Source organism: Pseudomonas sp. Nvir (assembly GCF_963778085.1).
GTDB classification, from domain to species: Bacteria; Pseudomonadota; Gammaproteobacteria; order Pseudomonadales; family Pseudomonadaceae; genus Aquipseudomonas; species Aquipseudomonas juntendi.
Map to the genome: position 1 here is coordinate 4,733,761 of NZ_OY970405.1, position 25,654 is coordinate 4,759,414.

General features: G+C 62.7%; 24 protein-coding genes. 13 read left to right on the top strand and 11 right to left on the bottom strand.

Annotated features, from left to right (window positions below; all coding sequences use genetic code 11):
- Positions 1-33: 33 nt before the first annotated feature.
- Positions 34-924: a LysR family transcriptional regulator ArgP gene (locus AACG97_RS22770; RefSeq protein ID WP_009686827.1), complete on the bottom strand. Its 891-nt coding sequence runs from the start codon at positions 922-924 to the stop codon at positions 34-36.
- A 100-nt stretch (positions 925-1,024) separates the two neighbouring features.
- On the opposite strand from AACG97_RS22770, the gene AACG97_RS22775 reads away from it, so the two are divergent.
- The 11 genes from AACG97_RS22775 (at position 1,025) to AACG97_RS22825 (ending at position 15,713) form a co-directional block, all read left to right on the top strand.
- Complete coding sequence (locus AACG97_RS22775; RefSeq protein ID WP_009686826.1) at positions 1,025-1,624, top strand: LysE/ArgO family amino acid transporter; 600 nt, start codon at positions 1,025-1,027, stop codon at positions 1,622-1,624.
- Positions 1,625-1,843: 219 nt separating this feature from the next.
- Positions 1,844-2,440 (top strand): superoxide dismutase, encoded by a 597-nt coding sequence (locus tag AACG97_RS22780; RefSeq protein WP_009686825.1) that lies wholly within the window; start codon positions 1,844-1,846, stop codon positions 2,438-2,440.
- 260 nt (positions 2,441-2,700) lie between these two features.
- Positions 2,701-4,752 carry a putative bifunctional diguanylate cyclase/phosphodiesterase gene (locus tag AACG97_RS22785; protein WP_009686824.1) on the top strand — a complete coding sequence of 684 codons (2,052 nt, stop codon included), beginning with the start codon at positions 2,701-2,703 and terminating at the stop codon, positions 4,750-4,752.
- A 144-nt stretch (positions 4,753-4,896) separates the two neighbouring features.
- Entirely contained in the window at positions 4,897-6,231 is a 1,335-nt protein-coding gene (locus tag AACG97_RS22790; RefSeq protein ID WP_009686823.1) for an imelysin family protein, read from the top strand.
- Between the two features lie 145 nt (positions 6,232-6,376).
- The gene (locus tag AACG97_RS22795) at positions 6,377-6,859 is read left to right on the top strand and encodes a hypothetical protein (RefSeq protein ID WP_033691313.1); all 483 of its coding nucleotides are present in this window, start codon (positions 6,377-6,379) and stop codon (positions 6,857-6,859) included.
- A gap of 12 nt (positions 6,860-6,871) precedes the next feature.
- The gene (locus AACG97_RS22800) at positions 6,872-7,258 is read left to right on the top strand and encodes a hypothetical protein (protein ID WP_009686821.1); all 387 of its coding nucleotides are present in this window, start codon (positions 6,872-6,874) and stop codon (positions 7,256-7,258) included.
- A 110-nt stretch (positions 7,259-7,368) separates the two neighbouring features.
- Positions 7,369-8,796 carry a di-heme oxidoreductase family protein gene (locus AACG97_RS22805; protein WP_009686820.1) on the top strand — a complete coding sequence of 476 codons (1,428 nt, stop codon included), beginning with the start codon at positions 7,369-7,371 and terminating at the stop codon, positions 8,794-8,796.
- Between the two features lie 18 nt (positions 8,797-8,814).
- Positions 8,815-9,879 (top strand): imelysin family protein, encoded by a 1,065-nt coding sequence (locus tag AACG97_RS22810; RefSeq protein ID WP_009686819.1) that lies wholly within the window; start codon positions 8,815-8,817, stop codon positions 9,877-9,879.
- Positions 9,880-9,881: 2 nt separating this feature from the next.
- A complete protein-coding gene (locus tag AACG97_RS22815; protein ID WP_047150033.1) occupies positions 9,882-10,979 on the top strand; it encodes a DUF1513 domain-containing protein in 1,098 nt (365 codons plus the stop codon).
- A 528-nt stretch (positions 10,980-11,507) separates the two neighbouring features.
- A complete protein-coding gene (locus AACG97_RS22820) occupies positions 11,508-12,656 on the top strand; it encodes an efflux RND transporter periplasmic adaptor subunit (RefSeq protein WP_009684385.1) in 1,149 nt (382 codons plus the stop codon).
- 12 nt (positions 12,657-12,668) lie between these two features.
- Complete coding sequence (locus tag AACG97_RS22825; RefSeq protein WP_047149984.1) at positions 12,669-15,713, top strand: multidrug efflux RND transporter permease subunit; 3,045 nt, start codon at positions 12,669-12,671, stop codon at positions 15,711-15,713.
- An 82-nt stretch (positions 15,714-15,795) separates the two neighbouring features.
- On the opposite strand, the gene AACG97_RS22830 is transcribed toward AACG97_RS22825, so the two are convergent.
- The 5 genes from AACG97_RS22830 to colR all read right to left on the bottom strand — a co-directional run bounded on the left by AACG97_RS22830 (position 15,796) and on the right by colR (position 19,505).
- Positions 15,796-16,029, bottom strand: coding sequence for a hypothetical protein (locus AACG97_RS22830; RefSeq protein ID WP_029887498.1), 234 nt, complete (start codon positions 16,027-16,029; stop codon positions 15,796-15,798).
- A complete protein-coding gene (locus tag AACG97_RS22835; RefSeq protein WP_009684388.1) occupies positions 16,029-16,727 on the bottom strand; it encodes a lipopolysaccharide kinase InaA family protein in 699 nt (232 codons plus the stop codon). Before AACG97_RS22835 ends, AACG97_RS22830 begins: the two co-directional genes overlap by 1 nt.
- Positions 16,728-16,733: 6 nt before the next feature.
- Entirely contained in the window at positions 16,734-17,414 is a 681-nt protein-coding gene (locus tag AACG97_RS22840) for a class I SAM-dependent methyltransferase (protein WP_009684389.1), read from the bottom strand.
- A 107-nt stretch (positions 17,415-17,521) separates the two neighbouring features.
- Positions 17,522-18,832: a sensor histidine kinase gene (locus AACG97_RS22845; protein WP_009684390.1), complete on the bottom strand. Its 1,311-nt coding sequence runs from the start codon at positions 18,830-18,832 to the stop codon at positions 17,522-17,524.
- Positions 18,822-19,505, bottom strand: coding sequence for a two-component system response regulator ColR (gene colR, locus AACG97_RS22850; RefSeq protein WP_009684391.1), 684 nt, complete (start codon positions 19,503-19,505; stop codon positions 18,822-18,824). The genes AACG97_RS22845 and colR overlap by 11 nt, the downstream gene beginning before the upstream one ends.
- A 183-nt stretch (positions 19,506-19,688) precedes the next feature.
- Here colR and AACG97_RS22855 point away from each other — a divergent pair, with 183 nt between their 5' ends.
- The gene (locus AACG97_RS22855; RefSeq protein ID WP_009684392.1) at positions 19,689-20,417 is read left to right on the top strand and encodes a phosphatase PAP2 family protein; all 729 of its coding nucleotides are present in this window, start codon (positions 19,689-19,691) and stop codon (positions 20,415-20,417) included.
- Between the two features lie 102 nt (positions 20,418-20,519).
- Here the strand turns inward: AACG97_RS22855 and groL are convergent, their stop codons facing one another.
- From groL to AACG97_RS22880, 5 genes are all read right to left on the bottom strand, one after another.
- Positions 20,520-22,160, bottom strand: a complete 1,641-nt coding sequence (groL, locus tag AACG97_RS22860; RefSeq protein WP_338464104.1) for a chaperonin GroEL — start codon at positions 22,158-22,160, stop codon at positions 20,520-20,522.
- A 49-nt stretch (positions 22,161-22,209) separates the two neighbouring features.
- Complete coding sequence (locus AACG97_RS22865; protein ID WP_009684394.1) at positions 22,210-22,503, bottom strand: co-chaperone GroES; 294 nt, start codon at positions 22,501-22,503, stop codon at positions 22,210-22,212.
- A gap of 253 nt (positions 22,504-22,756) precedes the next feature.
- On the bottom strand, positions 22,757-23,218 hold the full coding sequence (locus AACG97_RS22870) for an FxsA family protein (RefSeq protein WP_009684395.1): 462 nt from the start codon (positions 23,216-23,218) through the stop codon (positions 22,757-22,759).
- A gap of 67 nt (positions 23,219-23,285) precedes the next feature.
- A complete protein-coding gene (locus tag AACG97_RS22875) occupies positions 23,286-24,017 on the bottom strand; it encodes a HugZ family pyridoxamine 5'-phosphate oxidase (RefSeq protein WP_047149985.1) in 732 nt (243 codons plus the stop codon).
- Between the two features lie 90 nt (positions 24,018-24,107).
- Positions 24,108-25,118, bottom strand: coding sequence for a DUF481 domain-containing protein (locus AACG97_RS22880; RefSeq protein WP_064314685.1), 1,011 nt, complete (start codon positions 25,116-25,118; stop codon positions 24,108-24,110).
- Between the two features lie 151 nt (positions 25,119-25,269).
- Between AACG97_RS22880 and AACG97_RS22885 the strand changes: the two genes are divergently transcribed.
- Entirely contained in the window at positions 25,270-25,623 is a 354-nt protein-coding gene (locus tag AACG97_RS22885; protein WP_033690708.1) for an MGMT family protein, read from the top strand.
- Positions 25,624-25,654 lie beyond the last annotated feature (31 nt).

Below are 25,654 nucleotides of genomic sequence, written 5' to 3' on the forward strand. Positions count from 1 at the left end.
CCAGATTTCAGATGCAACTGACGCCAGCCGCGGCTACAACGGCACCAGCCATTGCCCTGCCGTATGCCGCAGATGCTCGGTCAGTTGCGCGAGCAATTGCCCGCCATTGCGCCAATGATGCCAGTACAGCGGCACATCGATGGGGGTATCGCTGCAAATTTCCACCAACTGCCCAGCGGCCAGTTGCTCGCGGGCCTGCAATTCGGGCACCAGCCCCCAGCCCAGGCCCGCCTCGGTCATGCGCAGGAAGCCTTCGGATGACGGGCACAGGTGGTGCAGGAAACCATCCTCCATGCCCAGCGACGCCAGGTAGCGGTGCTGCAGGAAGTCGTCCGGGCCGTACACGATGGCCGGGGTGCGGGCCAGGCGGCTGGCGACAAAGCCTTGGGGAAAATGGCGCGCCATGAACCCGGGGCTGGCCAACGCCCGATAACGCATTGCCCCCAACGGTAGGCTGCGTGCCCCGGCCACAGGCCGTTCACTGCCACACAGGCAGGCCGCCACCTCACCCGCACGCATGCGCTTCAGGCCCACTTCCTGGTCCTCTACCACCAGGTCGGTCAGCACGTTCTGCTGCGCACAGAAGTTGCCCACCGCGCCAGCCCACCAAGTGGCCAGGCTGTCGGCGTTGAGGGCGATGCGCAGGCGCTCTGGCATGCCTTGTTCGTCCAGCGCCGGCACCTGGCGCTGCAGGTCACGTTCAAGCAGGCGTACCTGCTGCACATGGTTGAGCAACTGGCGGCCGACCTCTGTCGGGCTGGGCGGGGTAGCGCGCACCAGCACGGGCTGGCCGACCCGCGCCTCGAGCAGTTTGATGCGCTGGGAAATGGCCGATTGCGACAGGCCCAGCACTTGCGCGGCACGCTCGAAACCGCCCTGTTCGATCACGGCCGCCAGGGCGGCAAGCAGCTTGTAGTCGAACATCGATTTTCCTAATGAGGGATCAGCTTTATTTGTTTTTCTTATACAGCCCCAACCCACACAATGGCCAGCATCTTTTGTGACCTTTTCGGAGAGCCTCGCCATGTGGCAAAGCTACCTCAACGGCATGCTGGTGGCCTTCGGCCTGATCATGGCCATCGGCGCCCAGAACGCCTTCGTACTTGCTCAAAGCCTGCGCCGCGAGCACCACCTGCCGGTGGCAGTGCTGTGCATCGTCTGCGATGCCATCCTGGTGGCGGCCGGTGTGTTTGGCCTGGCCACCGTACTGGCACACAACCCGACCTTGCTGGCGATCGCCCGCTGGGGCGGGGCGGTGTTCCTCATCTGGTACGGGGCCAAGGCTTTGCGCAGTGCCTGTTCGAAACAAAGCCTGCAGCACCAGCAGGGCCAGGGCACACGTTCACGTCGTGCGGTACTGCTCAGTGCCTTGGCGGTGACGTTGCTGAACCCGCACGTGTACCTCGACACGGTGTTGCTGATCGGCTCGCTGGGCGCCCAGCAGACCGAGCCCGGGGCTTATGTGGCCGGTGCCGCCAGCGCTTCACTGCTGTGGTTCTCGACCCTGGCGCTCGGCGCGGCCTGGCTGGCCCCGTGGCTGGCGCGGCCGGCAACCTGGCGCATGCTCGACCTGATGGTGGCGGTCATGATGTTTGCGGTGGCGGCGCAGTTGATCTTCAACTGATCCCAAGGGCCCTGGCAGGCAGAGCCCGAGACCACCGGTCGGCATGGCTCGACCGCCCCGGAACCTCTATTCCCTATGTTTGTTGCGTGGTTATGCGCCGGACCCGGTGCTATGATCCAGCCCTTGCGTCGCAAAGAGTAAAAACTCGCCGACGCTGATCGGGCCGCCCGTGATCGGCCTTGCGCAAACCGCAAACAGACCTGAATCAGGAGATCCACCATGGCTTTTGAATTGCCGCCGCTGCCGTACGCCCACGATGCCCTGCAGCCGCACATCTCCAAGGAAACCCTGGAGTATCACCACGACAAGCACCACAACACCTATGTCGTGAACCTGAACAACCTGGTCCCAGGCACCGAATTCGAAGGCAAGTCCCTCGAAGAAATCGTCAAGGCCTCTTCGGGCGGCATCTTCAACAACGCCGCTCAAGTCTGGAACCACACCTTCTACTGGAACTGCCTGTCGCCAAACGGCGGCGGCCAGCCAACCGGCGCCCTGGCCGATGCCATCAACGCGGCCTTCGGTTCTTTCGACAAGTTCAAGGAAGAGTTCACCAAGACTTCGGTCGGCACCTTCGGTTCCGGCTGGGGCTGGCTGGTGAAGAAAGCCGACGGCTCCCTGGCCCTGGCCAGCACCATTGGCGCCGGCTGCCCGCTGACCAGCGGCGACACCCCGCTGCTGACCTGCGACGTCTGGGAACACGCCTACTACATCGACTACCGCAACCTGCGTCCGAAGTACGTCGAGGCGTTCTGGAACCTGGTCAACTGGGCCTTCGTTGCCGAGCAGTTCGAAGGCAAGACCTTCAAGGCCTGAGTCACCCAGCCTTGAACAGAAAACCCGGCCATGTGCCGGGTTTTTTTGTGCCTGCCAGGGGCCGCCGCGCCGGTACACCGAGCCGCACGGTTTTGCTTGCTCAGGCGGCAGAGCGCGCTAACATCAAATCTTTGGAAGATTGAGACAGCGCACTCAAGTTGCAGGGGCAGGCAACCGATACACTGCTCATGGTAGGCCGATAGTGTATCGTCATCGTTGATGGCAAAATGATGCCATGCGCATGGATTAAGGAAACCCCATTGAAGCTGGAATTGCGGAACAGCTTGTCGGTCAAGTTGCTCAGGGTCGTGCTGCTGTCGGCGCTGGCGGTCGGCGTACTGCTCAGCTGTGCGCAAATTGTCTACGACACCTACAAGACCCGCCAGACCGTGAACAACGATGCCCAGCGCATCCTCGACATGTTCCGCGACCCGTCGACCCAGGCGGTGTACAGCCTCGACCGTGAAATGGGCATGCAGGTGATGGAAGGCCTGTTCCAGGACGAGTCGGTACGCATGGCGTCCATCGGCCACCCGAATGAAACCATGCTGGCAGAAAAGTCCAGGCCGCTGCGGGACACCTCCATGCGCTGGCTGACCGACCTGATTCTCGACCAGGAACGTACCTACACCACGCAACTGGTCGGCCGCGGCCCCTACAGCGAATACTACGGCGACCTCAGCATCACCCTCGACACCTCTTCGTATGGTGAAGATTTCCTGATCAACGCGGTCATCATCTTCATCTCCGGCGTATTGCGCGCCCTGGCCATGGGCCTGGTGCTGTACCTGGTCTACCACTGGCTGTTGACCAAGCCGCTGTCGAAGATCATCGAGCACCTCACGCAGATCAACCCCGACCGCCCCAGCCAGCACCAGATCCCGCTGCTAAAGGGGCACGAAAAGAACGAACTGGGCCTTTGGGTCAACACGGCCAACCAGTTGCTGGCTTCGATCGAGCGCAACACCCACCTGCGTCACGAAGCGGAAAACAGCCTGCAGCGCATGGCCCAATACGACTTCCTGACCGGCCTGCCCAACCGCCAGCAGCTGCAACAGCAACTGGACAAGATCCTGGTCGACGGTGGCCGCCTGCAACACCGGGTGGCGGTACTGTGCGTGGGCCTGGACGACTTCAAGGGCATCAACGAACAATTCAGTTACCAGGTGGGTGACCAACTGTTACTGGCCCTGGCCGACCGCCTGCGGGCGCATAGCGGCCGCCTGGGTGCCCTGGCGCGGCTGGGCGGCGACCAGTTTGCCCTGGTGCAAGCCAACATCGAGCAGCCCTACGAGGCTGCCGAACTGGCGCAAAGTATTCTGGATGACCTGGAGGTGCCGTTCGACCTCGATCACCAGCAGATCCGCCTGCGCGCCACCATCGGCATCACCCTATTCCCAGAAGACGGCGACAGCACGGAAAAGCTCCTGCAGAAAGCCGAGCAGACCATGACCCTGGCCAAGGCCCGCTCGCGCAACCGCTACCAGTTCTACATTGCCAGCGTCGACAGTGAAATGCGCCGCCGCCGCGAGTTGGAGAAGGACCTGCGCGAAGCCCTGCCGCGTAACCAGCTGTACCTGGTGTACCAGCCACAGATCAGCTACCGCGACCACCGCGTGGTCGGCGTGGAGGCCCTGCTGCGCTGGCAGCACCCGGAACTGGGCATGGTGCCGCCCGACCAGTTCATCCCGCTGGCCGAACAGAACGGCAGTATCATCAGCATCGGCGAATGGGTACTCGACCAGGCCTGCCGGCAATTGCGCGAATGGCACGACCTGGGCTTCAGCGACCTGCGCATGGCGGTCAACCTGTCTACCGTGCAGTTGCACCACAGCGAGCTGCCGCGGGTGGTCAACAACCTGTTGCAGGCCTACCGCCTGCCACCGCGCAGCCTGGAGCTGGAGGTCACCGAAACCGGCCTGATGGAAGACATCAGCACCGCCGCCCAGCACCTGCTGAGCCTGCGCCGTTCCGGGGCGCTGATTGCGATCGACGACTTCGGCACCGGTTACTCGTCGCTCAGCTACCTGAAGTCATTGCCGCTGGACAAGATCAAGATCGACAAGAGCTTCGTCCAGGACCTGCTTGACGACGATGACGACGCTACCATCGTTCGCGCCATCATCCAGCTGGGCAAGAGCCTGGGCATGCAGGTCATCGCCGAGGGCGTGGAAACCGCCGAGCAGGAAACCTACATCATTGCCCAGGGCTGCCACGAGGGCCAGGGCTATCACTACAGCAAGCCGTTGTCGGCGCGTGAACTGACCCACTTCCTCAAGCAAGCCCAACGCAATCAGGTCTCGATGCTCTGAAACTGCTCGCCCGGCCAAGCCAGCGACCTGGATTTGCATGAAATGCGCCCCCGCCCCTTTACAGCAAATGCAAATCTTTCGCATGATGTTGCCGTTTCGCATGCCTAGGCGCACTGTCCAACCACACGACGCAGGAAACCCATAATGATTCGAATGCCTCTGGCCTCCGCCAGTCTGCTGGCCATGGCCATCGCCCTCGCCGGTTGCGGCGAAAAAGACGACAAGGCTGCCGCTGCGCAAGCGCAGGCACCCGCTGCCGCCAGCACCACCGCTGCAGCGCCAGGGGCTGTCGACGAAGCCGCTGGCAAAGCCGTGGTCAAGCATTACGCAGAAATGGTCTATGCCGTGTACAGCGACTCGCTGAGCACCGCAAAAACCCTGCAGACCGCTGTCGACGCCTTCCTTGCCAAGCCAGACGATGAAACCCTGAAGGCTGCCAAGCAAGCCTGGGTTGCTGCACGCGTGCCTTACCTGCAGAGCGAAGCCTTCCGCTTCGGCAACACCATCATCGACGACTGGGAAGGCCAGGTGAATGCGTGGCCGTTGGACGAAGGCCTGATCGACTATGTCGACAAGAGCTACGAGCATGCCCTGGGCAACCCCGCCGCCAGCGCCAACATCATCGCCAACACCGAGATTCAGGTCGGCGAAGAAAAGATCGACGTCAAGGACATCACCCCCGAGAAGCTGGCCAGCCTGAACGAACTGGCAGGGTCCGAAGCCAACGTCGCCACGGGCTACCACGCCATCGAATTCCTGCTGTGGGGCCAGGACCTCAACGGTACCGGCCCAGGCGCAGGCGCCCGCCCGGCGTCGGACTACCTGGAAGGCCAGGGTGCTACCGGCGGCCACAACGAGCGCCGCCGCGCCTACCTCAAAGCCGTGACCCAGTTGCTGGTCACCGACCTTGAAGAGATGGTCGGCAACTGGGCTCCGAACGTCGCCGACAACTACCGCGCCAAGCTCGAAGCCGAGCCGGTCAACGATGGCCTGCGCAAGATGCTGTTCGGCATGGGTAGCCTCTCGCTGGGCGAACTGGCCGGTGAACGCATGAAGGTTTCCCTGGAAGCCAACTCGCCGGAAGACGAGCAGGACTGCTTCAGCGACAACACCCACTACTCGCACTTCTACGATGCCAAGGGTATCCGCAATGTCTACCTGGGCGAGTACACCCGCCCGGACGGCACCAAGGTCAGCGGCCCGAGCCTGTCGTCGCTGGTAGCCAAGGTTGACCCGGCGGCCGACGCCACCCTCAAGGCCGACCTGGAGGCCACCGAGGCCAAGATCCAGGTCATGGTCGACCATGCGCAGAAAGGCGAGCACTACGACCAGTTGATCGCCCCCGACAACGCTGCCGGCAACCAGATCGTTCGCGATGCCATCGCCGCCCTGGTCAAGCAGACCGGTGCGATCGAACAGGCGGCGGGCAAGCTCGGTATTGCCAACCTGAACCCGGATACCGCGGACCACGAGTTCTGATTCGGTAACGGCGCCTCACCCCGAACGCCCGGCCTTGTGCCGGGCGTTTGCGTTTGTGCTGCAGGTGCTGTGGTTCCAGCTGCCTGTCGTGCCTTTCGCCCTTCATTCTGGCCCCATTCACGGGATCACCAGGCCGGAGGGCGCAGTGCTACAGATTCTTGATGTTTGGGGGGAAGGCCGAATCGTTCAGCGTGTGGGGGGCAAGGACATCGTGACCGGCTTCACCCACGCCTATAACCTGAATAAAGCCGGCCAGCGCATTTCCAACGGGCCGCGCACAGGCGAGCGCATCCCCCACCTGTATCAGGTCGACGAATACGATGCGCCCCGTTTCCCGCTGGACACCCGCGCCATACCCCACGTAACCCTGATGGGCGCCCCCATCACTTACCATGTGGCCCTGGAGATGTGCAGGGTGCTTGCCCACTCCGGCAAGATCTACCTGTACGACCCCAACGAATCCGACCGCAAGATGTTCGAGGCTGTCGCCCTTGCCCAGGGCCTGCAGCTGCTGGGGCGCTTTGACCCCGCCGAACTGGACCCGCCTTTCAACGAGATCACCTTGCTTGGCGTGTACGTCTACCGCAGCCCGAGCAGCCCGCTACCCCGCCCAGAAACCCGACCGTAAAAGGACCTTCACATGGCCAGCGTCACCTACCTGTGCTCCATCGCCAACAACACCCCCTACACCCTCACCGTGGTCGACGGTGAGAACCGCGGCAAAAGCGTTGCAGTCGGCGCCCAGGACGCCTGGAACGGCGAACTGGCCGTACCGTGGATCGGCAATACCAATGAAAACCACAAAGCCTTGCGTTTGATCCTCGGCCCCGCTGCCGAAGCCAGCATCTGGGTCTTCCAGGATTACTGGAAACCGGCCCACGAGAATGCCATCAAACAGCTCACTGCCCGCACCATGGACTATGACAGCGACGAAGTCATCGAAGTGGCCGGCAACAATCGCAATGGTGGCAACAAGAACCTGATCGTCAGCCTGGTGAACCGCCAGTTCAAGCTCTATATCGCCTGAGGGCCACAAGTAACGACGATTTCATCGAGCAAACGCAAATTGCTCTTATTCAATGATCCTGGGCCTGCTAAGCTTGCACGCCGGTTTTTTGCCCAAGCCCAGGATTCTCGATGTCCTTGTCGCTGTTTCGACTCAGCCCCCTGCTGCTGGCCTTTGCCCTCGCTGCCTGTGACGACGCCCCGCGCTTCACCCAGGCCGAGCCCGGCGAAGCCTTGTCGGCTGGCCTGGCCACCGTACAGCGCAGTGACCGCAACGCCTACGCCCAGCCCTCGGCCAACCTTTCGCCGGAACGGCGGCTGGACTTCGCCGTAGGCAACAGCTTCTTTCGTAGCCCCTGGGTGATCGCCCCCTCCACCACGACTGCACGCGATGGCCTGGGCCCGCTGTTCAACACCAATGCCTGCCAGAACTGCCATGTGCGCGACGGCCGTGGTCATCCCCCAGCCGCCAATGACAGCAACGCCGTCGGCATGCTGGTGCGCCTGTCGATCCCCGACCAACCCTACCTGGCCAAGGTGATCGAGCGCATCGGTGTGGTGCCGGAACCGGTCTATGGCACCCAGTTGCAAGACATGGCCATCCCCGGCGTGGCCCCGGAAGGCAAGGTGCGGGTGAGCTATGCCCAGCACACGGTGACGTTCGAGGATGGCCATCAGGTGCAACTGCGCAAGCCAAGCCTGCAGATCACCCAGTTGGGCTACGGCGTGATGCACCCCGACACCCGGTTTTCCGCACGGGTGGCCCCGCCGATGATCGGCCTGGGCCTGCTCGAAGCCATCCCCGAAGCCGCCCTGCTGGCCAACGAAGACCCCGACGACCGTAACCACGACGGCATTCGCGGGCGGGCCAACCGGGTATGGGATGACGCCCAGGGCAAGACCGTGGTCGGGCGCTTCGGCTGGAAGGCCGGCCAACCCAACGTCAACCAGCAGAACGTGCACGCCTTCGCCGGCGACATGGGCCTGACCAGTACCCTGCAGCCCAAGGACGACTGCACCGCGGCGCAAACCGCGTGCCTGGCTGCGCCCAATGGCGATGGCGCCGATGGCGAGAAGGAAGTCAGCGACAACATTCTGCGCCTGGTCACCTTCTATACCCGCAACCTGGCCGTGCCGGCACGCCGCGACGTGGGCGCGCCACAGGTGCTGGCGGGCAAGAACCTGTTCTACCAGGCCGGCTGCCAGGGTTGCCATACACCGCAGTTCACCACCGCCGCCGATGCAACCGAGCCAGAGCTGGCCAACCAGGTCATCCGCCCCTACAGCGACCTGCTGCTGCACGACATGGGGCCGGGCCTGGCCGACGAGCGCACCGAATTCGCCGCCAACGGCCAGGACTGGCGTACCGCGCCGCTGTGGGGCATCGGCCTGAGCGAAACGGTCAGTGGCCACAGCCAGTTCCTGCACGATGGCCGCGCGCGCAACCTGCTCGAAGCCGTGCTTTGGCATGGCGGCGAAGCCGAAGCGGCACGCAATTTCGTTCTCACCTTCAATGCCGAGCAGCGCGCCGCGCTGCTGGCGTTCCTGAATTCCCTTTAAACGCGCAAAGGAGCCGGCATGTTCCGACCCAAATTGTTGTTCACCAGCCTCGCCGCACTCGCCCTCGGCGCCTGCTCGCCGCAGGACCCGCAAGCAGTGACCTCCGCCGCCATCGCCAAACAGGTGATCCTGCCCACCTACAGCCGCTGGGTCGAAGCCGACCGTACCCTGGCCGCCAGCGCCTTGGCCTACTGCGAAGGCAAGGAAGACCTGGAAAAGGCCCGTGCCGACTTCCTCAACGCACAAAAAGCCTGGGCTGAACTGCAACCGCTGCTGGTGGGCCCTCTGGCCGAAGGCAACCGCGCCTGGCAGGTGCAGTTCTGGCCCGACAAGAAAAACCTGGTCGGCCGCCAGGTAGAGCAACTGGTCAACGGCGACAAGCCAGTCGATGTGGCCGCGCTGGGCAAGGCCAGCGTGGTGGTACGTGGGCTGTCGGCCTATGAATACATTCTGTTCGACAGCAAGCCGGACATCGCCACAGCCGAACAGAAGGCCCGTTATTGCCCGCTGCTGGTCGCCATCAGCGAGCACCAGAAGCTGTTGGCCGAGGACATCCTCAAGAGCTGGAACAGCACCGACGGCATGCTCTCGCAGATGACCAAGTTCCCCAACCAGCGCTACGCCGATTCCCACGAGGCCATCGCCGACCTGCTGCGCTCCCAGGTGACCGCACTGGATACGCTGAAGAAAAAACTCGGTGCCCCCATGGGCCGCCAGAGCAAGGGCATCGCGCAGCCGCTGCAGGCCGAGGCCTGGCGCAGCCACAGCTCACTGAAAAGCCTGGAGGCCACCCTCAAGGCTGCCCAGACCGTGTGGGTTGGGGTCGACAACCAGGGTTTGCGCGGCCTCCTGCCCAGCGATCAGAAAGCGCTGGCAGACAAGATCGACGCCGCCTACGCTACCTCGCTCAAACTGCTGGCCGACAACCAGAAGACCCTGGGCGAGTTGCTGGCCGACGACGCCGGCCAACAAACCCTCAACCAGCTCTATGACAGCCTCAACGTGGTCCACCGCCTGCACGAAGGCGACCTGGCCAAGGCGTTGAACATCCAGCTGGGCTTCAATGCCAACGACGGTGACTGATCATGCTGCGACGCCAGGCAATCAAACTCGGTAGCGTACTGCTCAGCGCCCTTACCCTGGGTGGCTGGAGCCTGTTCCGCAACAAAGGCAGCGAACCCTTGCTGCTCTCGGCGCGTGACGACGGCGACGGCAAGCACTATGCCGTGGGGTTCCGCCTGGACGGCACCCAGGTGTTCAGCACCCAGGTTGCCCAGCGTTGCCATGCCATCATCCATCACCCTGAACAGCCGATCGCCCTGTTCGTCGCTCGCCGCCCCGGTACCGAAAGCTACCTGGTCGACTTGCGCGACGGGCGCTTGCTGCAAACGGTGGTTTCGCAAGCGGACCGGCACTTCTACGGCCATGCGGTGGTGCACAAAAGCGGCGAATGGCTGTACGCCACCGAGAACGACACCCGTGACCCGGGGCGGGGCGTGCTTGGCGTGTACCGCTTCGAAGGTGCGCGCCTGGTACACACCGGCGAGCTCCCCACCCACGGCATTGGCCCGCACGAGGTGGCCTGGCTACCCGACGGCGAAACCCTGGTGGTGGCCAACGGCGGGATCCGCACCGAGGCCGAAAGCCGGGTCGAGATGAACCTCGATGCCATGGAGCCGAGCCTGGTGCTGATGCAGCGTGACGGCACCTTGTTGAGCAAGGAAACCCTCGCCCAGCAGATGAACAGCGTGCGCCACCTGGCAGTGGGCAGCGATGGCACCATTGCCGCCTGCCAGCAGTTCATGGGCGACGCCGATGAAACGGCCGAGTTGCTGGCCATCAAGCGCCCGGGCGAGCCGTTCAAGGCCTTTCCGGTGCCCGAGCAGCAACTGCAGGCCATGGCCCAGTACACCGCCAGTGTAGCGATTCACAGCGAGCTGCGGCTGGTGGCGCTGACCGCACCACGGGCCAACCGCCTGTTTATCTGGGACCTGGACAGCGGCGCTGTGCGGCTCGACGCCCCTATGCCCGACTGTGCCGGGGTCGGTGCGGTCAAGGACGGGTTTGTCGTGACCTCCGGGCAGGGCCGCTGCCGCTTCTACGATTGCACCAAGGCACAACTGGTCGGGCAACCGATGAGCCTGCCGTCCGGGTTCTGGGACAACCACCTGCATCTGGTCTGATTGATCCGTGGCCTTCACCGGCCCTATCGCAGGCAAGCCAGCGCCCACAGGGGTCGCATCAGGGCTGATAGGTGTTTGTCACAAGATATGCAGCGCCTGTGAGAGCGAGCGCCGCCCGCGCGGCGCATCGCGAGCTGCGCTCGCTCCTACGTTTGTTTCGGGCCAGTAACCCCTGTGCCAGATGCGCGCGGCCGCTTTGTTCGTACGACGCGATTTTGAGGCATGCGCCAAGGCGTTCGCGCGCAAATCCCACAGGAATAATTGGCCCGAAACAAACGTAGGAGCGAGCGCAGCTCGCGATGCGCCGCGCGGGCGGCGCTCGCTCTAACAGGCGCTGCATACCTTGTGGCAAACACCTGTCAGCCCTGATGCGATCCCTGTGGGAGCTGGCAAGCCAGCGATAGGGCCGGTGCAGACAATTTACTCCCCTTCAGACAAAAAACAGTCAATACTTCCCCCATCCACGTGGGCAGGATCGCCCGTTGTCGTGCCAGAACGAATAACAACCGTATCCAAGGAACCGGACCTATGCTGCGCCGCCGCATGCTCATCATGTTGGCCGTGGTTCTGCTGATCGTGCTGGCCCTGGGGGGCTACAAGGCTTTCTCGATCTACCAGCAGATCCAGATGTTCACTGCCCCCAAGCCGCCTATCACCGTGGCGGCAGCCTTGGCCGAACAACGCCAGTGGCAACAGCGCCTGCCCGCGGTCGGCAGCCTCAAGGCGCTGCAGGGTGTCGAGCTGAGCCTGGAGGTCGAAGGCATCGTCAAGGCCCTGTATTTCGACTCTGGGCAAACGGTCAAGGCCGGGCAGCTGCTGCTGCGGCTCAACGATGACCAGGAAACCGCATTGCTCGGCACCGCCGTGGCCGACCTGGGCCTGGCCAAGGTCGACTTCGGCCGCGGGCGGCAACTGGTGGGCGACTCGGCGATCTCCCGTGGCGAATACGACCGCCTCAATGCCCAGTACCAGCGCAACCAGGCGGTGGTCGAGCAGCTCAAAGCTTCGAAGAACAAGAAAAGCATCAGCGCGCCCTTCAGTGGCACCCTGGGCATCCGCCAGGTGGATGTAGGCGATTATCTGGCGCCAGGCACCGTCATCGCGACCCTGCAGGACACCTCCGGCCTGTACGTAGACTTCAACGTGCCGGAACAGGCCTTGCCCCAGCTGAGCCTCGGCCAGCAGGTGCTGGTGCAAGTGGCTGCCTACCCGGACCAGACCTTCCCCGCCCGCCTCAGCGCCATCAACCCCAAGGTCGATGAAACCACGCGAAACCTGCTGGTGCGCGCGACCCTGGCCAACCCCGACGGCAAATTGCTGCCGGGCATGTTCGCCAGCCTGCAGGTACTGCTGCCCGATCTGCAGTTGCAGGTGGTGGTGCCGGAAAGTGCCATTACCTACACCCTGTACGGCAACTCGGTATATGTCGCCACCGCGAAAAAGGACCAGCACGGCAAGCCGCAGCACGATGAACAGGGCCACCCCCAATGGGTCGCCGAACAGCGCACCGTGCAGACCGGCGAGCGCCGTGACGGCGTGGTGGTGGTCAGCAAAGGGTTGCAGGCCGGGGAACAGGTAGTCACTGCCGGGCAGCTGAAGCTGACCCCCGGCGCCGCAATCCGAATCGGCCAGGACCAGGCCGTCAAGCCCGCCCCGGGCGCCGCGACCAAGGACTGACTGGAGGCTGGCATGGCGTTCACCGACCCGTTCATCCGTCGCCCGGTGCTGGCCAGCGTGGTCAGCCTGCTGATCCTGTTGCTGGGTATCCAGGCCTGGCACACGCTGCAGATCCGCCAGTACCCGCGCATGGAAAACGCCCTGATCACCGTCACCACGGCCTACCCCGGGGCCAACGCCGAAACCATCCAGGGCTACATCACCCAGCCGCTGCAGCAAAGCCTGGCCAGCGCCGAAGGTATCGACTACATGACCTCGGTGAGCCGGCAGAATTTTTCCGTCATATCCATTTACGCGCGCATCGGTGCCGACAGCGACAGGCTGTTCACCGAACTGCTGGCCAAGGCCAACGAAGTGCGCAACAAACTGCCGCAGAACGCCGAAGACCCGGTACTCAGCAAGGAAGCCGCCGATGCTTCGGCGCTGATGTACATTAGCTTCTACAGCGAACAGATGAGCAACCCGCAAATCACCGACTACCTGTCACGGGTGATCCAGCCCAAGCTGGCCACGCTACCCGGCATGGCCGAGGCAGAAATCCTCGGTAACCAGGTATTTGCCATGCGTCTGTGGCTGGACCCGGTGAAACTGGCCGGTTTCGGCCTGGCGGCCAGCGACGTGACCGACGCCGTGCGCCGCTACAACTTCCTGTCCGCTGCCGGCGAAGTCAAAGGCGAATACGTGGTCACCAGCATCAACGCCAGCACCGAGCTGAAGTCAGCCGAGGCGTTCGCCGCCCTGCCGGTCAAGACCAGTGGCGACAGCCGCGTACTGCTGGGTGACGTGGCGCGTGTGGAGATGGGGGCAGAGAACTACGACACCGTCAGCTCATTCGACGGCACGCCCTCGGTGTACATCGGCATCAAGGCCACGCCCGCCGCCAACCCGCTGGAGGTGATCAAGGAAGTGCGGCGGGTCATGCCCGACCTGGAAAGCCAGTTGCCCTCGGCGCTGAAGGTGTCGATCGCCTACGACGCCACGCTGTTCATCCAGGCCTCCATCGACGAAGTGATCAAGACCCTCGGCGAAGCGGTGCTGATCGTCATCCTAGTGGTGTTCCTGTTCCTTGGCGCCCTGCGCTCGGTGCTGATCCCTGTGGTGACCATTCCGCTGTCGATGATTGGCGTGTTGTTCTTCATGCAGATGATGGGCTACTCGCTGAACTTGCTCACACTGCTGGCCATGGTCCTGGCCATCGGGCTGGTGGTGGACGATGCGATCGTGGTGGTGGAAAACATTCACCGGCATATCGAAGAAGGCCAGTCGCCGTTCGATGCAGCCCTGGAAGGCGCGCGCGAGATCGCCATGCCGGTGGTGTCGATGACCATCACCCTGGCAGCGGTCTATGCGCCCATCGGCTTTCTCAGCGGGCTCACCGGGGCACTGTTCAAGGAGTTCGCCCTGACCCTGGCCGGCGCAGTCGTCATTTCCGGTATCGTCGCCCTGACCCTGTCACCGATGATGTGCGCCCTGCTGCTGCGCCGCGAGCAGAATTCCAGCGGCCTGGCCCACTGGCTCGATCGGCAGTTCGCGCGCCTGAAGGTACGCTACCAGCGCCTGCTGCACGGTACGCTCGACAGCCGGCCGGTGGTACTGGTGTTTGCCGTGATCATCCTGTGCCTGATTCCGCTACTGCTGAAGTTCACCCAGAACGAACTGGCCCCCAACGAGGACCAGGGGGTGATCTTCATGATCAGCAGTTCCCCGCAGCCAGCCAACCTAGACTACCTCAACGCCTACACCAACCAGTTCACCCCACTGTTCAAGACCTTCCCCGAATACTATTCGTCGTTCCAGATCAACGGTTTCAATGGTGTGCAGAGCGGCATCGGTGGCTTCCTGCTCAAGCCCTGGAACGAGCGCGAGCGTACGCAAATAGAGCTGCTGCCACTGGTACAGGCCAAGCTGGAAGAGGTCGCCGGCCTGCAGATCTTCGGCTTCAACCTGCCGTCGCTGCCCGGCACCGGAGAAGGCCTGCCTTTCCAGTTCGTGATCAACACCGCAGGCGACTACCCGGCACTGCTGGAAGTGGCCCAACGCATCAAGGCTCGGGCCCAGGCATCGGGCAAGTTCGCCTTCCTCGACATAGACCTGGCCTTTGACAAACCCGAGGTAGTGGTCGATATCGACCGGGCCAAGGCGGCGCAAATGGGGGTATCGATGGACGTTCTCGGCAGTACCCTGGCCACCTTGCTGGGTGAAGCCGAAATCAACCGTTTCACCCTCGAGGGGCGCAGCTACAAGGTCATTGCCCAAGCCGAGCGCGCATACCGCGACAACCCCGGCTGGCTGAACAACTACTACGTGAAGAACGACCAGGGCAAGCTGCTGCCGCTGGCGACCCTGGTCACCCTCACCGACCGCGCTCGCCCGCGGCAGCTCAACCAGTTCCAGCAGTTGAACTCGGCGATCATTCAAGGCGTACCGATGGTCAGCCTGGGCGAAGCGCTGAAGACCGTGCAGGACATCGCCCGCGAAGAGGCACCGGAAGGTTTCGCCTTCGACTATGCCGGCGTGGCCCGCCAGTACGTGCAGGAAGGTAGCGCACTGTGGGTGACCTTTGGCCTGGCGCTGGCGATCATCTTCCTGGTCCTGGCGGCCCAGTTCGAAAGTTTCCGGGATCCGCTGGTGATCCTGGTTACGGTACCGTTGTCGATCTGCGGGGCGCTGTTGCCACTGTTCCTGGGCCTGTCGAGCATGAACATCTACACCCAGGTCGGGCTGGTGACATTGATCGGGCTGATCAGCAAACACGGCATCCTGATCGTCGAGTTCGCCAACCAGTTGCGTGATGAGCTTGGCCTGGGCGCGCGCGAGGCAATCGAAGAAGCGGCGGCGATTCGCCTGCGGCCGGTGCTGATGACCACGGCGGCAATGGTATTCGGCATGGTGCCGCTGATCCTCGCGACCGGGGCCGGGGCGGTAAGCCGCTTCGACATCGGTGCCGTGATCGCGACCGGTATGTCGATCGGCACGTTGTTCACCCTGTTCGTGCTGCCTTGTATCTACACCCTGCTGGCGCACAAGACGGTGGCCAAGGAACCTGCTGCCGCCTGAAACCCGCCCACCGAGGGCCACCTGCAGAAACGCCAGAGGCCTCGCGCTTGCGAGGCCTCTGGCATGTACAGCTACACCGGTTTCAACCAAATGGCCGCAACCCTTGGCGCAGGCCGAACAGCAACAGCAACAGATCCTGATCCGGCTCTACCCTGGCCTTCTGCTGCGGTTTCACGTCCCGCGGCAGTGCGCACTGGGCGGCCATCTCAGCCTTGCTGAATACCGTTGGCCTCGGCTCTTCCCAGGCAGCCACCGCTACAGTGGTCACCGCCAGGCCCGCTACCAGGAACAAAGCTCGAGCTATTTCTAGTTTCATTACCCTAACCCTTTGACAGCGCTGCCAAACGCCACCTTGTAAAAGTAGAGTAGCGTCTGCCATTCCGCCTCGTTGAGCGACGAATGGCGGCGCAATTGGCGCAGGTCGTTACCCGCCGCGCGCTGGCAACTGAAACGTCGCCGACACTTCTCGAGGTCGAGCAGCGCCACTTCGACACGGGCTTGCTCGCCCTCGCCCAGCACCTTGACGAACACATGCTTGCCGTACAGGCAGCCGTGCTGCCAATGGCCCAGGTGCATGCGCGCCAGGTTTTCGGCAAGGTCCTTGAGCATGCGCTCGTGGACCACCTGTGGGTAACGGTCTCGGGCACCTTGGGCATGCCAGGTGTCCAGCTCCACAAACCCGTCCAGTGCTTCGCTGACCAGCAGCGCCCGCCACTGGTGGTCGGCATCGCGCTGGGCACCACAGAACACCAGGCGCGGTACACGCACCCCGAGTTGCTCGAAGCTGTTCAGCGCATCGAGTTCACGCAGCACGGTTGGCCGGCCGAAGGGGTGCAACAGGCTGCGATAAATGTGCCCGACCTGACGCTTTGCATACAGCAGTTTGCCGTTGGCATCGTTGAGCCGTTGCACACCACTTTCGCCACCCCGGCGCTGGTTAGGCTCCTCTACCCACTCGCCTTGCTGGCGCCAGTAAAAATCGAAGCGCGACTCCCCATTCTGGGCTACAGCCATCAAACACTACCCCTTACGCAATACATAAACCCGCCACATGGCATAGAACGGCAGGAAGTCGAGGCGTTCCTGGATCCTGAAACCGGCGGCGCGGAATTCTTCTTCGACCGTGTCGGCCGGTAACACAAACCGGTTCTGGTAATGGTTCTGCTCGGCTTTGGTGCTGCGGCGCTGTTCCAGTTTTCTGCGCCGCCAAGCCTTGAAGTTGCCGTCCACCCACAGTGACAAGATCACACTATCACGGCTAACTCGTTGAAATTCAGAAAGAATTTTCTTTCTGTGGGCTGCCTCGCCAATATGGTGAAACAGCCGCATGCAAAAAATGCTGTCGACGGAGTTGTCTGGCAAGTCGATGTCGAATGCCGATGTCTGCAAAGGCCGTACCCGCGCGACCACTTCTGGCGGTTGCGCAGCACAGGCGGTGTCGATCATCGCCTGGGAATTATCGGCACCGATGATGACCCGGTTGTTCTTTTCTGCCAGCAGCGGCCAGAAACGACCAGCGCCGCAGGGCAAGTCCAGGACCAGGCCAGGCTCACCCGCCAGCGCCAGTGCGCGGCGGGCCAGCTGCTCATCTCGCTTGTGAGACAGCCGGCGGGCCAAGCCATCCTGGTGCTTGAGAAAATACTCTCGGGCATGGTCTTTGTCGTACTTCTCAGAAAATTCAAGCTTGATAGGGCTACGCATTGAGCATCTCCTGATTCCATTGCGCTCACATTAGGTAAATGCGCGTAGGAATCAGGTCATGCTGATGTGAAAAAAGTGTTGGCCACGGTAACACGTGTAACAACACATTACCCAGCCACGACGTCCGGCTCTTCTTTCACCCGCGTATTGCTCAAGTCGACATGGAAACGGCAGCCATGGGGTACAGAAGAGGTCAAGGTCACCCGCCAGCCCTGGTCGTCGCAGATGCGCTGCACCAGCGACAAGCCCAGCCCAAGGCCCTCGCCGCGCCGCTCGTCACCGCGCACGAACGGCTTGAACATGGCTTCGCGCTGTTCTTCCGGTATGCCCACGCCACTGTCTTCCACGCTGAAGCCATTGCTTTCCAGGCTCAGGCGGATGTAGCCGGCATCGGTGTAGTGCGCCGCATTGCGCAGCAGGTTGCCCATCACCGACTGCAGGAAGGTCGCGTTGTACAACACTGCGCTGGCACTGGCCTGGCCATCGAAATACAGGGTCAGGCCCTTCTGTTCGATGGTGTCGCGCCACACCCCGATCAGCTCGTTGGCCACTTCGCGCAGGGTCGCCCGGGAGGCTACTGCGCCTTCATCACGTTGCGCCCTGGCCAGCATCAGGAAGGTCTTGACCAGCTCGCGCATCTCTTCGGTTGCCCGCGCCACGCGCTCCACCTGGCTGCGCGCGCGGGTGTCGAGGTTGGGGTTTTCCTGCAGCAGCTCGCAGGACGTGGCCAGCACCATCAATGGGGTGCGCAACTCATGGCTGACGTCACTGGTGAACAGCCGTTCACGGGTCAGCGCATCGCGCAGGCGGCCCAGCGTGTCATCGAACGCCACCGCCAGCTGGCCGACTTCGTCCGCCGCGTAGTCCGGCGCCAACGGCGGCGCCAGGCCCAGCAGCTGGTCACGGTGGCGAACTTGCCGCGCCAGGCGGATCACCGGTGCCATCACCCGCCGCGCCACCAGCCAGCCCAGGATCACCGCCAGCACCAGGCTGAGCACGAAGCCCACCAGCACCACCGCGAACAGCACACGCTCGCGCTCCTCGAAGTCGCTTTGGTCCTGCAGCAATACATAGCGGCGGCCATCGACGATCTCGACCATCGCGTGGTAGGAAAGCTGGTCGCGGAATACTTCGTGGAAGCCACGGTCCAGGTGGCGCAGGTCTTTGGGCAGCTCAAAGTCGTCCCGCCCGCCGCTGAAGTAGAACAACTGGTCGGGGCGCGGGCGGTGGCTCCAGTCGCTGACGCTGTCCATGCGCAGCAGGCGCTGCAAGTCACCGCCCAGTACCGATGAAATCAGCCGCTCTTCGACCAGGTGCACGGTGCCGACGATACCGAAGGCGAAGGCCCCGGCCACCAGCGCGCTCATCAGGGCAAAGGCGATGATGATGCGCTGGGCAAGGCTTTGCTTAAACTCCATCACGACCCTCGGCGAGGCGATAGCCGACGCCATGGACGGTATGCAGCAGCGGTTTTTCGAACGGTTTGTCGATCACCTGGCGCAGTTGGTGCACATGGCTGCGCAGGCTGTCACTGTCGGGGCAGTCGTCCCCCCACAGGGCTTCTTCCAGCACTTCGCGGCGCAGTACATGAGGGCTCTTCTGCATCAACACGGCCAACAGCTTGAGGCCGACCGGGTTGAGCTTGAGCATGCGGCCCTGGCGGGTGACCTCCAGGGTGTCGAGGTCATAGCTCAGATCAGCCACCTGCAGGCTGCGCCGCCCGCCGCCCTGGGCCCGGCGCAGCACGGCTTCGATGCGTGCCGCCAGCTCGGACAGGGCGAAAGGCTTGAGCAGGTAGTCGTCGGCCCCGGAACGGAAGCCTTGCAGGCGGTCGTCCAACTGGTCGCGAGCGGTAAGCATGATCACCGGCGTGTCGCGGCGGGCGTCTTCGCGCAGGCGCTTGCACAGCGTGTAGCCATCGATACCGGGCAACATGATGTCGAGCACGATCAGGTCATAGTGCTCGGTGGCAGCCAGGTGCAGCCCGGACAGGCCATCCTGGGCGCAGTCGACGGTATAGCCCTTCATGCCCAGGTAATCGGCCAGGTTGGCCAGGATATCGCGGTTGTCTTCAACCAAAAGAATGCGCATCGGTTTCTCCTGTGCGGCGCTTCTCGCTGTGGTGCGCGGCAGGCGCAGCTTACGGCCTATGCCTGCAGGGTGCCAGCCCCCGGAAAAATTCACCGCACTTGACGGTTTTTTCACTGATCCTTCACGGACACAGGATAGCGGGCCGACGACAATGGCCGATCTTTTTTCCGCCCTGGAGCCGCCATGCAGCAAGCAACCCGCCCTCGCCCGATCAATTACTGGCTGTACCTGGGTATTCCGTTGGCGACCGCGTTGGCCCTGATTCTGCTGGAGCTGACGTCGATCGACATGGACCTCGCCAAGCTGTTCTTCGACCCTGTAGCCGGGCAGTTCATTGGCCGTCACAGTTATTGGCTGGAAAACATCCTGCATGACCGGGTCAAACAGGGGGTGATCCTGCTGGGGCTGATAGCGCTGCTGACCTTCGCCGCCAGCTTTTTCGTAAAGCGCCTATTTGGCTGGCGCCGCGAGCTGGGCTGCCTGGTGTTGGCGCTGGGTTTGTCCACCGCGTTTGTCACGCCCCTGAAGAAGGTGACGCAGGTGCAGTGCCCCTGGAGCCTCACCCAGTTTGGCGGTACCGAAACCTACAGCAAGCTGCTGCAACCACGGCCGGCCACCGACAAGCCCGGGCTGTGCTGGCCGGGCGGGCATGCCGCGACCGGGTTCTGCCTGTTCGGCCTGTTCTTCATGTTGCGTGACCGCAAGCCGCGCCTGGCGCGGGCGGCATTCGTGGTGGCCTTGCTGGCAGGTTCGCTGCTTGGCGTTGGGCGCATGCTGCAAGGGGCGCACTTCCTGTCGCACAACGTGTGGACGGCGGTGTTCTGCTGGTTGATTGGGTTGGGGTCGTATTATCTGGTGCTGTATCGCCGGGGCATGGTAGAAGTGCCCGCGGTCAAAAACAGCGTTGCCTGAAGCCGGGGCCGCTTAGCGGCCCAATGGCGCCCACAGGAGAATAAAAAAAGCCCCGGTTCTCGCGAACCGGGGCTTTCTCATGGTGCAGGGGGTAAGGCTGGCTTACATCATGCCGCCCATGCCACCCATGCCGCCCATGTCAGGCATGCCAGCAGCTGGCTTGTCTTCTGGCAGGTCGGCAACCATGGCTTCGGTGGTGATCATCAGACCGCCGATCGAAGCAGCAGCTTGCAGCGCCGAACGGGTGACCTTGGCTGGGTCCAGGATACCCATCTCGATCATGTCGCCGTACTCGCCGGAGGCAGCGTTGTAACCGAAGTTACCCGAACCTTGCTTGACCTTGTCAGCGACAACGCTTGGCTCGTCGCCGGCGTTGGCAGTGATCTGGCGCAGCGGCGCTTCGACAGCGCGGCGCAGCAGGGCGATACCGACGTTCTGGTCTTCGTTGTCGCCTTTGAGGTCGATAATGGCTGCCAGGGCGCGAACCAGGGCAACACCACCGCCAGGCACCACGCCTTCTTCAACGGCTGCACGGGTAGCGTGCAGGGCGTCTTCAACGCGGGCTTTCTTCTCTTTCATTTCAACTTCGGTACCAGCACCGACCTTGATCACGGCAACACCGCCGGCCAGCTTGGCCAGACGCTCTTGCAGCTTCTCACGGTCGTAGTCCGAAGAGGTTTCTTCGATCTGGGCACGGATCTGCTTGACGCGTGCTTCGATCTCGGTGTCAGCGCCAGCACCATCGATGATGGTGGTGTTTTCCTTGGACAGGATCACGCGCTTGGCGTTACCCAGGTGCTCCAGGGTAGCGGTTTCCAGCGACAGGCCGATTTCCTCGGAGATGACCTGGCCACCGGTCAGAACGGCGATGTCCTGCAGCATGGCCTTGCGGCGGTCGCCGAAGCCAGGTGCCTTGACCGCAGCAACCTTGACGATGCCGCGCATGTTGTTGACTACCAGGGTAGCCAGCGCTTCGCCTTCAACGTCTTCGGCAACGATCAGCAGTGGGCGGCCGGCCTTGGCAACGGCTTCCAGCACTGGCAGCAGCTCGCGGATGTTGGAGATTTTCTTGTCGACCAGCAGCAGCAGCGGGCTTTCCAGCTCAACGGCACCGGTGTCTGGCTTGTTGACGAAGTAAGGCGACAGGTAGCCGCGGTCGAACTGCATGCCTTCTACGACGGACAGTTCGTTTTCCAGGCCCGAGCCTTCTTCAACGGTGATCACGCCTTCTTTACCGACTTTTTCCATGGCTTCGGCGATGATTTCACCGATGGAGCTGTCGGAGTTGGCGGAGATGGTACCGACCTGAGCGATGGCCTTGGAATCGGCGCATGGCTTGGACAGGTTCTTCAACTCGGCGACAACGGCAGCAGTGGCCTTGTCGATACCGCGCTTCAGGTCCATCGGGTTCATGCCGGCAGCGACGGCTTTCAGGCCTTCGTTGACGATGGCCTGGGCCAGTACGGTAGCGGTGGTGGTGCCGTCACCGGCGGCGTCGTTGGCCTTGGAAGCGACTTCCTTGACCAGCTGGGCGCCCATGTTCTCGAAGGCGTCTTTCAGCTCGATTTCTTTGGCGACGGAAACGCCGTCCTTGGTGATGGTTGGCGCGCCGAAGCTCTTGGCCAAAACCACGTTACGACCTTTCGGGCCGAGGGTAGCTTTTACCGCGTCAGCCAGAACGTTGACACCAACCAGCATTTTTTTACGAGCGGAGTCGCCGAATTTTACGTCTTTAGCAGCCATGATCGTTTAATCCTTGGAAATTCTTTGGAGTAACGGGAAGTCGGGGAAATCAGCCTTCGATAACGGCGAGGATTTCATTCTCGGCCATGACCAGCAGGTCTTCGCCATCGACTTTCACGGTGTTGCTGCCCGAGTAAGGGCCGAAAACCACTTTGTCACCGACCTTGACGGCCAGTGCACGGACTTCGCCGTTTTCCAGAACGCGACCGGTGCCAACAGCAACGACTTCGCCGCGGTTAGGTTTTTCAGCGGCCGAACCCGGCAGGACGATACCGCCAGCGGTTTTCGATTCTTCTTCGCTGCGACGGATGACTACGCGGTCATGCAGAGGACGAAGCTTCATTGTCGATCTCTCCCAAATTGTGGTTTTCATCGGCCGGTATCGAAACCGGCGGGTTGAGGCTGTCCGGCGTTGCCGGAAGGTAGCCCGCCAAGGGCAAGCCACCTGAGTAATGTCTGGCGTTAATGCCAGAAACCTTGCGGTGACCACATACATGAGGCCGCCATATCCAATTACAAGGCTTGCCCTACAAAATTTTTCAGCTCGCGGAAAAAACGCGGGGCCGCATGTGCGGCCCCGTAGTGGAAAGCGGTGGTTACTTGTCGCGGCGCTCGTACTCGCCCTCGATCACGTTCGGCCGGTGGCCGCCATCGCGCGGCTGGGCCTGGAACGGGTCGTCCTGGAACGCGCGCTGGCGCATGGCCTGGGCCTCGGCGCGTTCGCGCAGCTTGCGCGCGGCCAGATGGCGGGTGAACGGCAGCAGGCACAGCAGGCCCAGCACGTCGCTGATAAAGCCCGGCAGCAGCAGCAAACCACCGCCCACCGCCAGCATCATGCCCTGGAACATGTCCTCGGCGGGCAGCTCACCGCGCTGCAGGCTTTCCCGGGCGCGCAGGGCGGTGGCCAGGCCAGCCACACGCATGACCAGCACCCCCAAGGCGGAACCGGCAATGATCAGCAACAGCGCCGGGAAGAAACCGATGGCCGCGCTGACCTTGACGAATACGAACAGCTCCAGCACTGGAAACAGCAGAAGCAACAGTAGAAAAGCACGCATCAAAGCATTCCTCGTCGGAAGAGAACCTTCCTTTAAGACCATCAAGTGGATGCAAGTGCACGCTTTTTCAACCCTCGCCTCCTGCCGGCATGGGCCACTGGTCGGCCCGCGCCAGCAAAACCAGGGCTTCGCGGACTTGTGTCGGCGTATTGCAAATATGCGGGAAGGGTAACCAGTACACCCCCTGGCCGATGCGCAGGTGCATGCCTTCGCTGTCCACCCCGGCCAGTTGCGCTGTGGCATGGTTCGGCAGGCCGGTCAGTTGCACATAGTGGGCTATGGCATTGGCGTGGTCGCTGTTCATGTGTTCGACCATGCTGGCCTCGGCCGTGCCGGCGAACGGGTTGGCCAGGGTGACCTGGTCGAGCCAGTGGATCGCGCCGAAGCCGCCGATGTAGCGGTGGCGTACCGGCTGCAGCACCCAGAAGTCGAAATCGTGAGCCTTATGGTAGCCGGCAGCGTCCGGGAAGTAGCGGTAGTAACGCTCGGCGGCAGCCTCGATGGCGTCTGCCTCGACCAGCTTGTGCGCTTCGGCCATTACCGTAAGGCGCCCCACCGCCTGCACATCCTCAGCTTCGCGCTCGCCTACCAGCAGCGAGCACTTGGGATCTTTTTGCAGGTTGTGGGTGTGCTGGGCAATGCGGCTGATGAGGATCAGCGGGTTGCCGTGAGCGTCCAGGCAGTACGGCACCACCGAGCCGAACGGGTAGCCCGGCATCGACTTGGAATGCGTCGAGAGCACGCCGCGGTATTCCTTGAGCAGCAGTTCCCGGGCTGGGCGAATGGCGTTGGTACTCACTGGGTGCGGCTCCTGGTGGCAAACGGGATGGGTGACAAGATAAGCATTATCACACCGGGTGCCAATGGGGCCGCGGTGCGGCCCGGCGGTTTACCAGGTCACGCCAAAGCCCGCGGTATAGCGCGTCTTCTCCAGATCGCTTTCACTCGTGCCGCTGATGATGTCACGCTCCGCCTTGAGGTTGAGCGAAGCCCATTCGGTAACCTTGTAGCGCAGCCCCACCTCGGCATCCAGCGAATAGTCGGCCACCCCACCCAGCGGTTTGGCGAGCTCGCCGTTGGTGAACAGCTGCACGTTCTTGCCGATCAGGTAACGGGTGTAGTCCCACTTCACGGCAGCGGAATAGAAGTTGTCCTTGCTGCCGTCCTGGTACTCGAAGTCGGTGCGGTTGATCAGCGACCCCAGCGAGAATGCGCCAAGTTCATTGTCCCAGAACTGGTAACCCGGGCCGGTACCGACGGTGCGCTGGCGGGCAAGGTCTTCGATGCGGTCACGCTTGTATTCGGCCCGCCCCTGCCAGAACCACTTCTCGGTAATGAAGCGCTCCAGCGCGTATTCGGCACTCCAGTTGTCGGTGGTGGTGACGTCGTCCTTGGTTTCGCGGTTGTACTCGCCTTCGGCGTTGTGCCGCCAGCGGCCGTGGCGGGCCGTGGTCTTGAAGCTGACATCGTAGTCGTCGGTATCGTTTTCGGCGCGCTTGTAGTCCAGCGCCACATCCACGTTGCCTTTCCACACGAAGTCTTCGACCAGGGGCTTGGGCTTCATGATCTGCTCGATGCTGGCCAGCTCCACGGTCTTGGGTGCCTCGCCGTTGGCCAAGGTCACCTTGCCCGGTTCAGCGGCCTTCAGCGACTTGGCCTTCTCGCCCGTGTAGGCATCCTGCTTGACCAGCAGTTCCTGGTCGCTTTCCAGGGTCTGCACCTGTTTCCAGTCCAGGGCAATGGAGCCGCCGTAGGGCGTTTCCAGCAGCAGCTTGCCGCCATCGAAGACTTTGATCTTGCCACTGAGCCGGTCACCGTTCTTCATCCACACGGTATCGGCCAACGCCGGTGAGGCGCACAGGGAAGCAGCGAGCAGGCACAACAAGGATCTAGAATGCATAGACGTAATACGGTTCGATTCGAAGAAAAAAGCCGGGCATTATCCAGCTACCGCCGACCAGAGCAAGCACAGACCGGCAGCCTGGCATTGAGTTCAATACGCATTTACCTGACCATTTGTCTGGTTTCATCCACAGCCCAAGGGGGGCGCCATGTCTGGGGGACCTGAGCACATGCCGGAATCGGCCGAAGGTCGACGAACGGCACTGTATTCGGTGCTTGGCCAAGTACCGGCGGGCAAAGTCGTCAGCTATGGCCAGCTCGCAGCGCTGGCCGGGCTTGGCCGCGCAGCCCGCTGGGTAGGGCGCACCCTCGGGCAACTGCCTGCGCAAACCCGCCTGCCATGGCATCGGGTGCTGGGCGCAGGGGGCCGCCTGAGCCTGGCGCTGGGCACACCGGCCGGGGATGAACAACGGGCGCGGCTGCGTGCAGAAGGCGTGAATGTGACCAACAATCGTGTGGATATGACGCGCCATGGCTGGCGCCCGACAGAGCACAGCGGTTAGAGTGCGCGCTTTGTTTTCGAAAACTTGAGGC

Excerpts from the sequence above, each read along its gene's own strand:
- AACG97_RS22775 (WP_009686826.1), top strand. The coding sequence starts at position 1,025 with ATGTGGCAAAGCTACCTCAACGGCATGCTGGTGGCCTTCGGCCTGATC.
- AACG97_RS22880 (WP_064314685.1), bottom strand. The coding sequence starts at position 25,118 with ATGCATTCTAGATCCTTGTTGTGCCTGCTCGCTGCTTCCCTGTGCGCC.
- AACG97_RS22830 (WP_029887498.1), bottom strand. The coding sequence starts at position 16,029 with ATGAAACTAGAAATAGCTCGAGCTTTGTTCCTGGTAGCGGGCCTGGCG.
- AACG97_RS22840 (WP_009684389.1), bottom strand. The coding sequence starts at position 17,414 with ATGCGTAGCCCTATCAAGCTTGAATTTTCTGAGAAGTACGACAAAGAC.
- groL (WP_338464104.1), bottom strand. The coding sequence starts at position 22,160 with ATGGCTGCTAAAGACGTAAAATTCGGCGACTCCGCTCGTAAAAAAATG.
- AACG97_RS22815 (WP_047150033.1), top strand. The coding sequence starts at position 9,882 with ATGCTGCGACGCCAGGCAATCAAACTCGGTAGCGTACTGCTCAGCGCC.
- AACG97_RS22800 (WP_009686821.1), top strand. The coding sequence starts at position 6,872 with ATGGCCAGCGTCACCTACCTGTGCTCCATCGCCAACAACACCCCCTAC.
- AACG97_RS22770 (WP_009686827.1), bottom strand. The coding sequence starts at position 924 with ATGTTCGACTACAAGCTGCTTGCCGCCCTGGCGGCCGTGATCGAACAG.
- AACG97_RS22780 (WP_009686825.1), top strand. The coding sequence starts at position 1,844 with ATGGCTTTTGAATTGCCGCCGCTGCCGTACGCCCACGATGCCCTGCAG.
- colR (WP_009684391.1), bottom strand. The coding sequence starts at position 19,505 with ATGCGCATTCTTTTGGTTGAAGACAACCGCGATATCCTGGCCAACCTG.
- AACG97_RS22825 (WP_047149984.1), top strand. The coding sequence starts at position 12,669 with ATGGCGTTCACCGACCCGTTCATCCGTCGCCCGGTGCTGGCCAGCGTG.
- AACG97_RS22805 (WP_009686820.1), top strand. The coding sequence starts at position 7,369 with ATGTCCTTGTCGCTGTTTCGACTCAGCCCCCTGCTGCTGGCCTTTGCC.
- AACG97_RS22855 (WP_009684392.1), top strand. The coding sequence starts at position 19,689 with ATGCAGCAAGCAACCCGCCCTCGCCCGATCAATTACTGGCTGTACCTG.
- AACG97_RS22845 (WP_009684390.1), bottom strand. The coding sequence starts at position 18,832 with ATGGAGTTTAAGCAAAGCCTTGCCCAGCGCATCATCATCGCCTTTGCC.
- AACG97_RS22870 (WP_009684395.1), bottom strand. The coding sequence starts at position 23,218 with ATGCGTGCTTTTCTACTGTTGCTTCTGCTGTTTCCAGTGCTGGAGCTG.
- AACG97_RS22885 (WP_033690708.1), top strand. The coding sequence starts at position 25,270 with ATGTCTGGGGGACCTGAGCACATGCCGGAATCGGCCGAAGGTCGACGA.
- AACG97_RS22810 (WP_009686819.1), top strand. The coding sequence starts at position 8,815 with ATGTTCCGACCCAAATTGTTGTTCACCAGCCTCGCCGCACTCGCCCTC.
- AACG97_RS22820 (WP_009684385.1), top strand. The coding sequence starts at position 11,508 with ATGCTGCGCCGCCGCATGCTCATCATGTTGGCCGTGGTTCTGCTGATC.
- AACG97_RS22865 (WP_009684394.1), bottom strand. The coding sequence starts at position 22,503 with ATGAAGCTTCGTCCTCTGCATGACCGCGTAGTCATCCGTCGCAGCGAA.
- AACG97_RS22790 (WP_009686823.1), top strand. The coding sequence starts at position 4,897 with ATGATTCGAATGCCTCTGGCCTCCGCCAGTCTGCTGGCCATGGCCATC.
- AACG97_RS22835 (WP_009684388.1), bottom strand. The coding sequence starts at position 16,727 with ATGGCTGTAGCCCAGAATGGGGAGTCGCGCTTCGATTTTTACTGGCGC.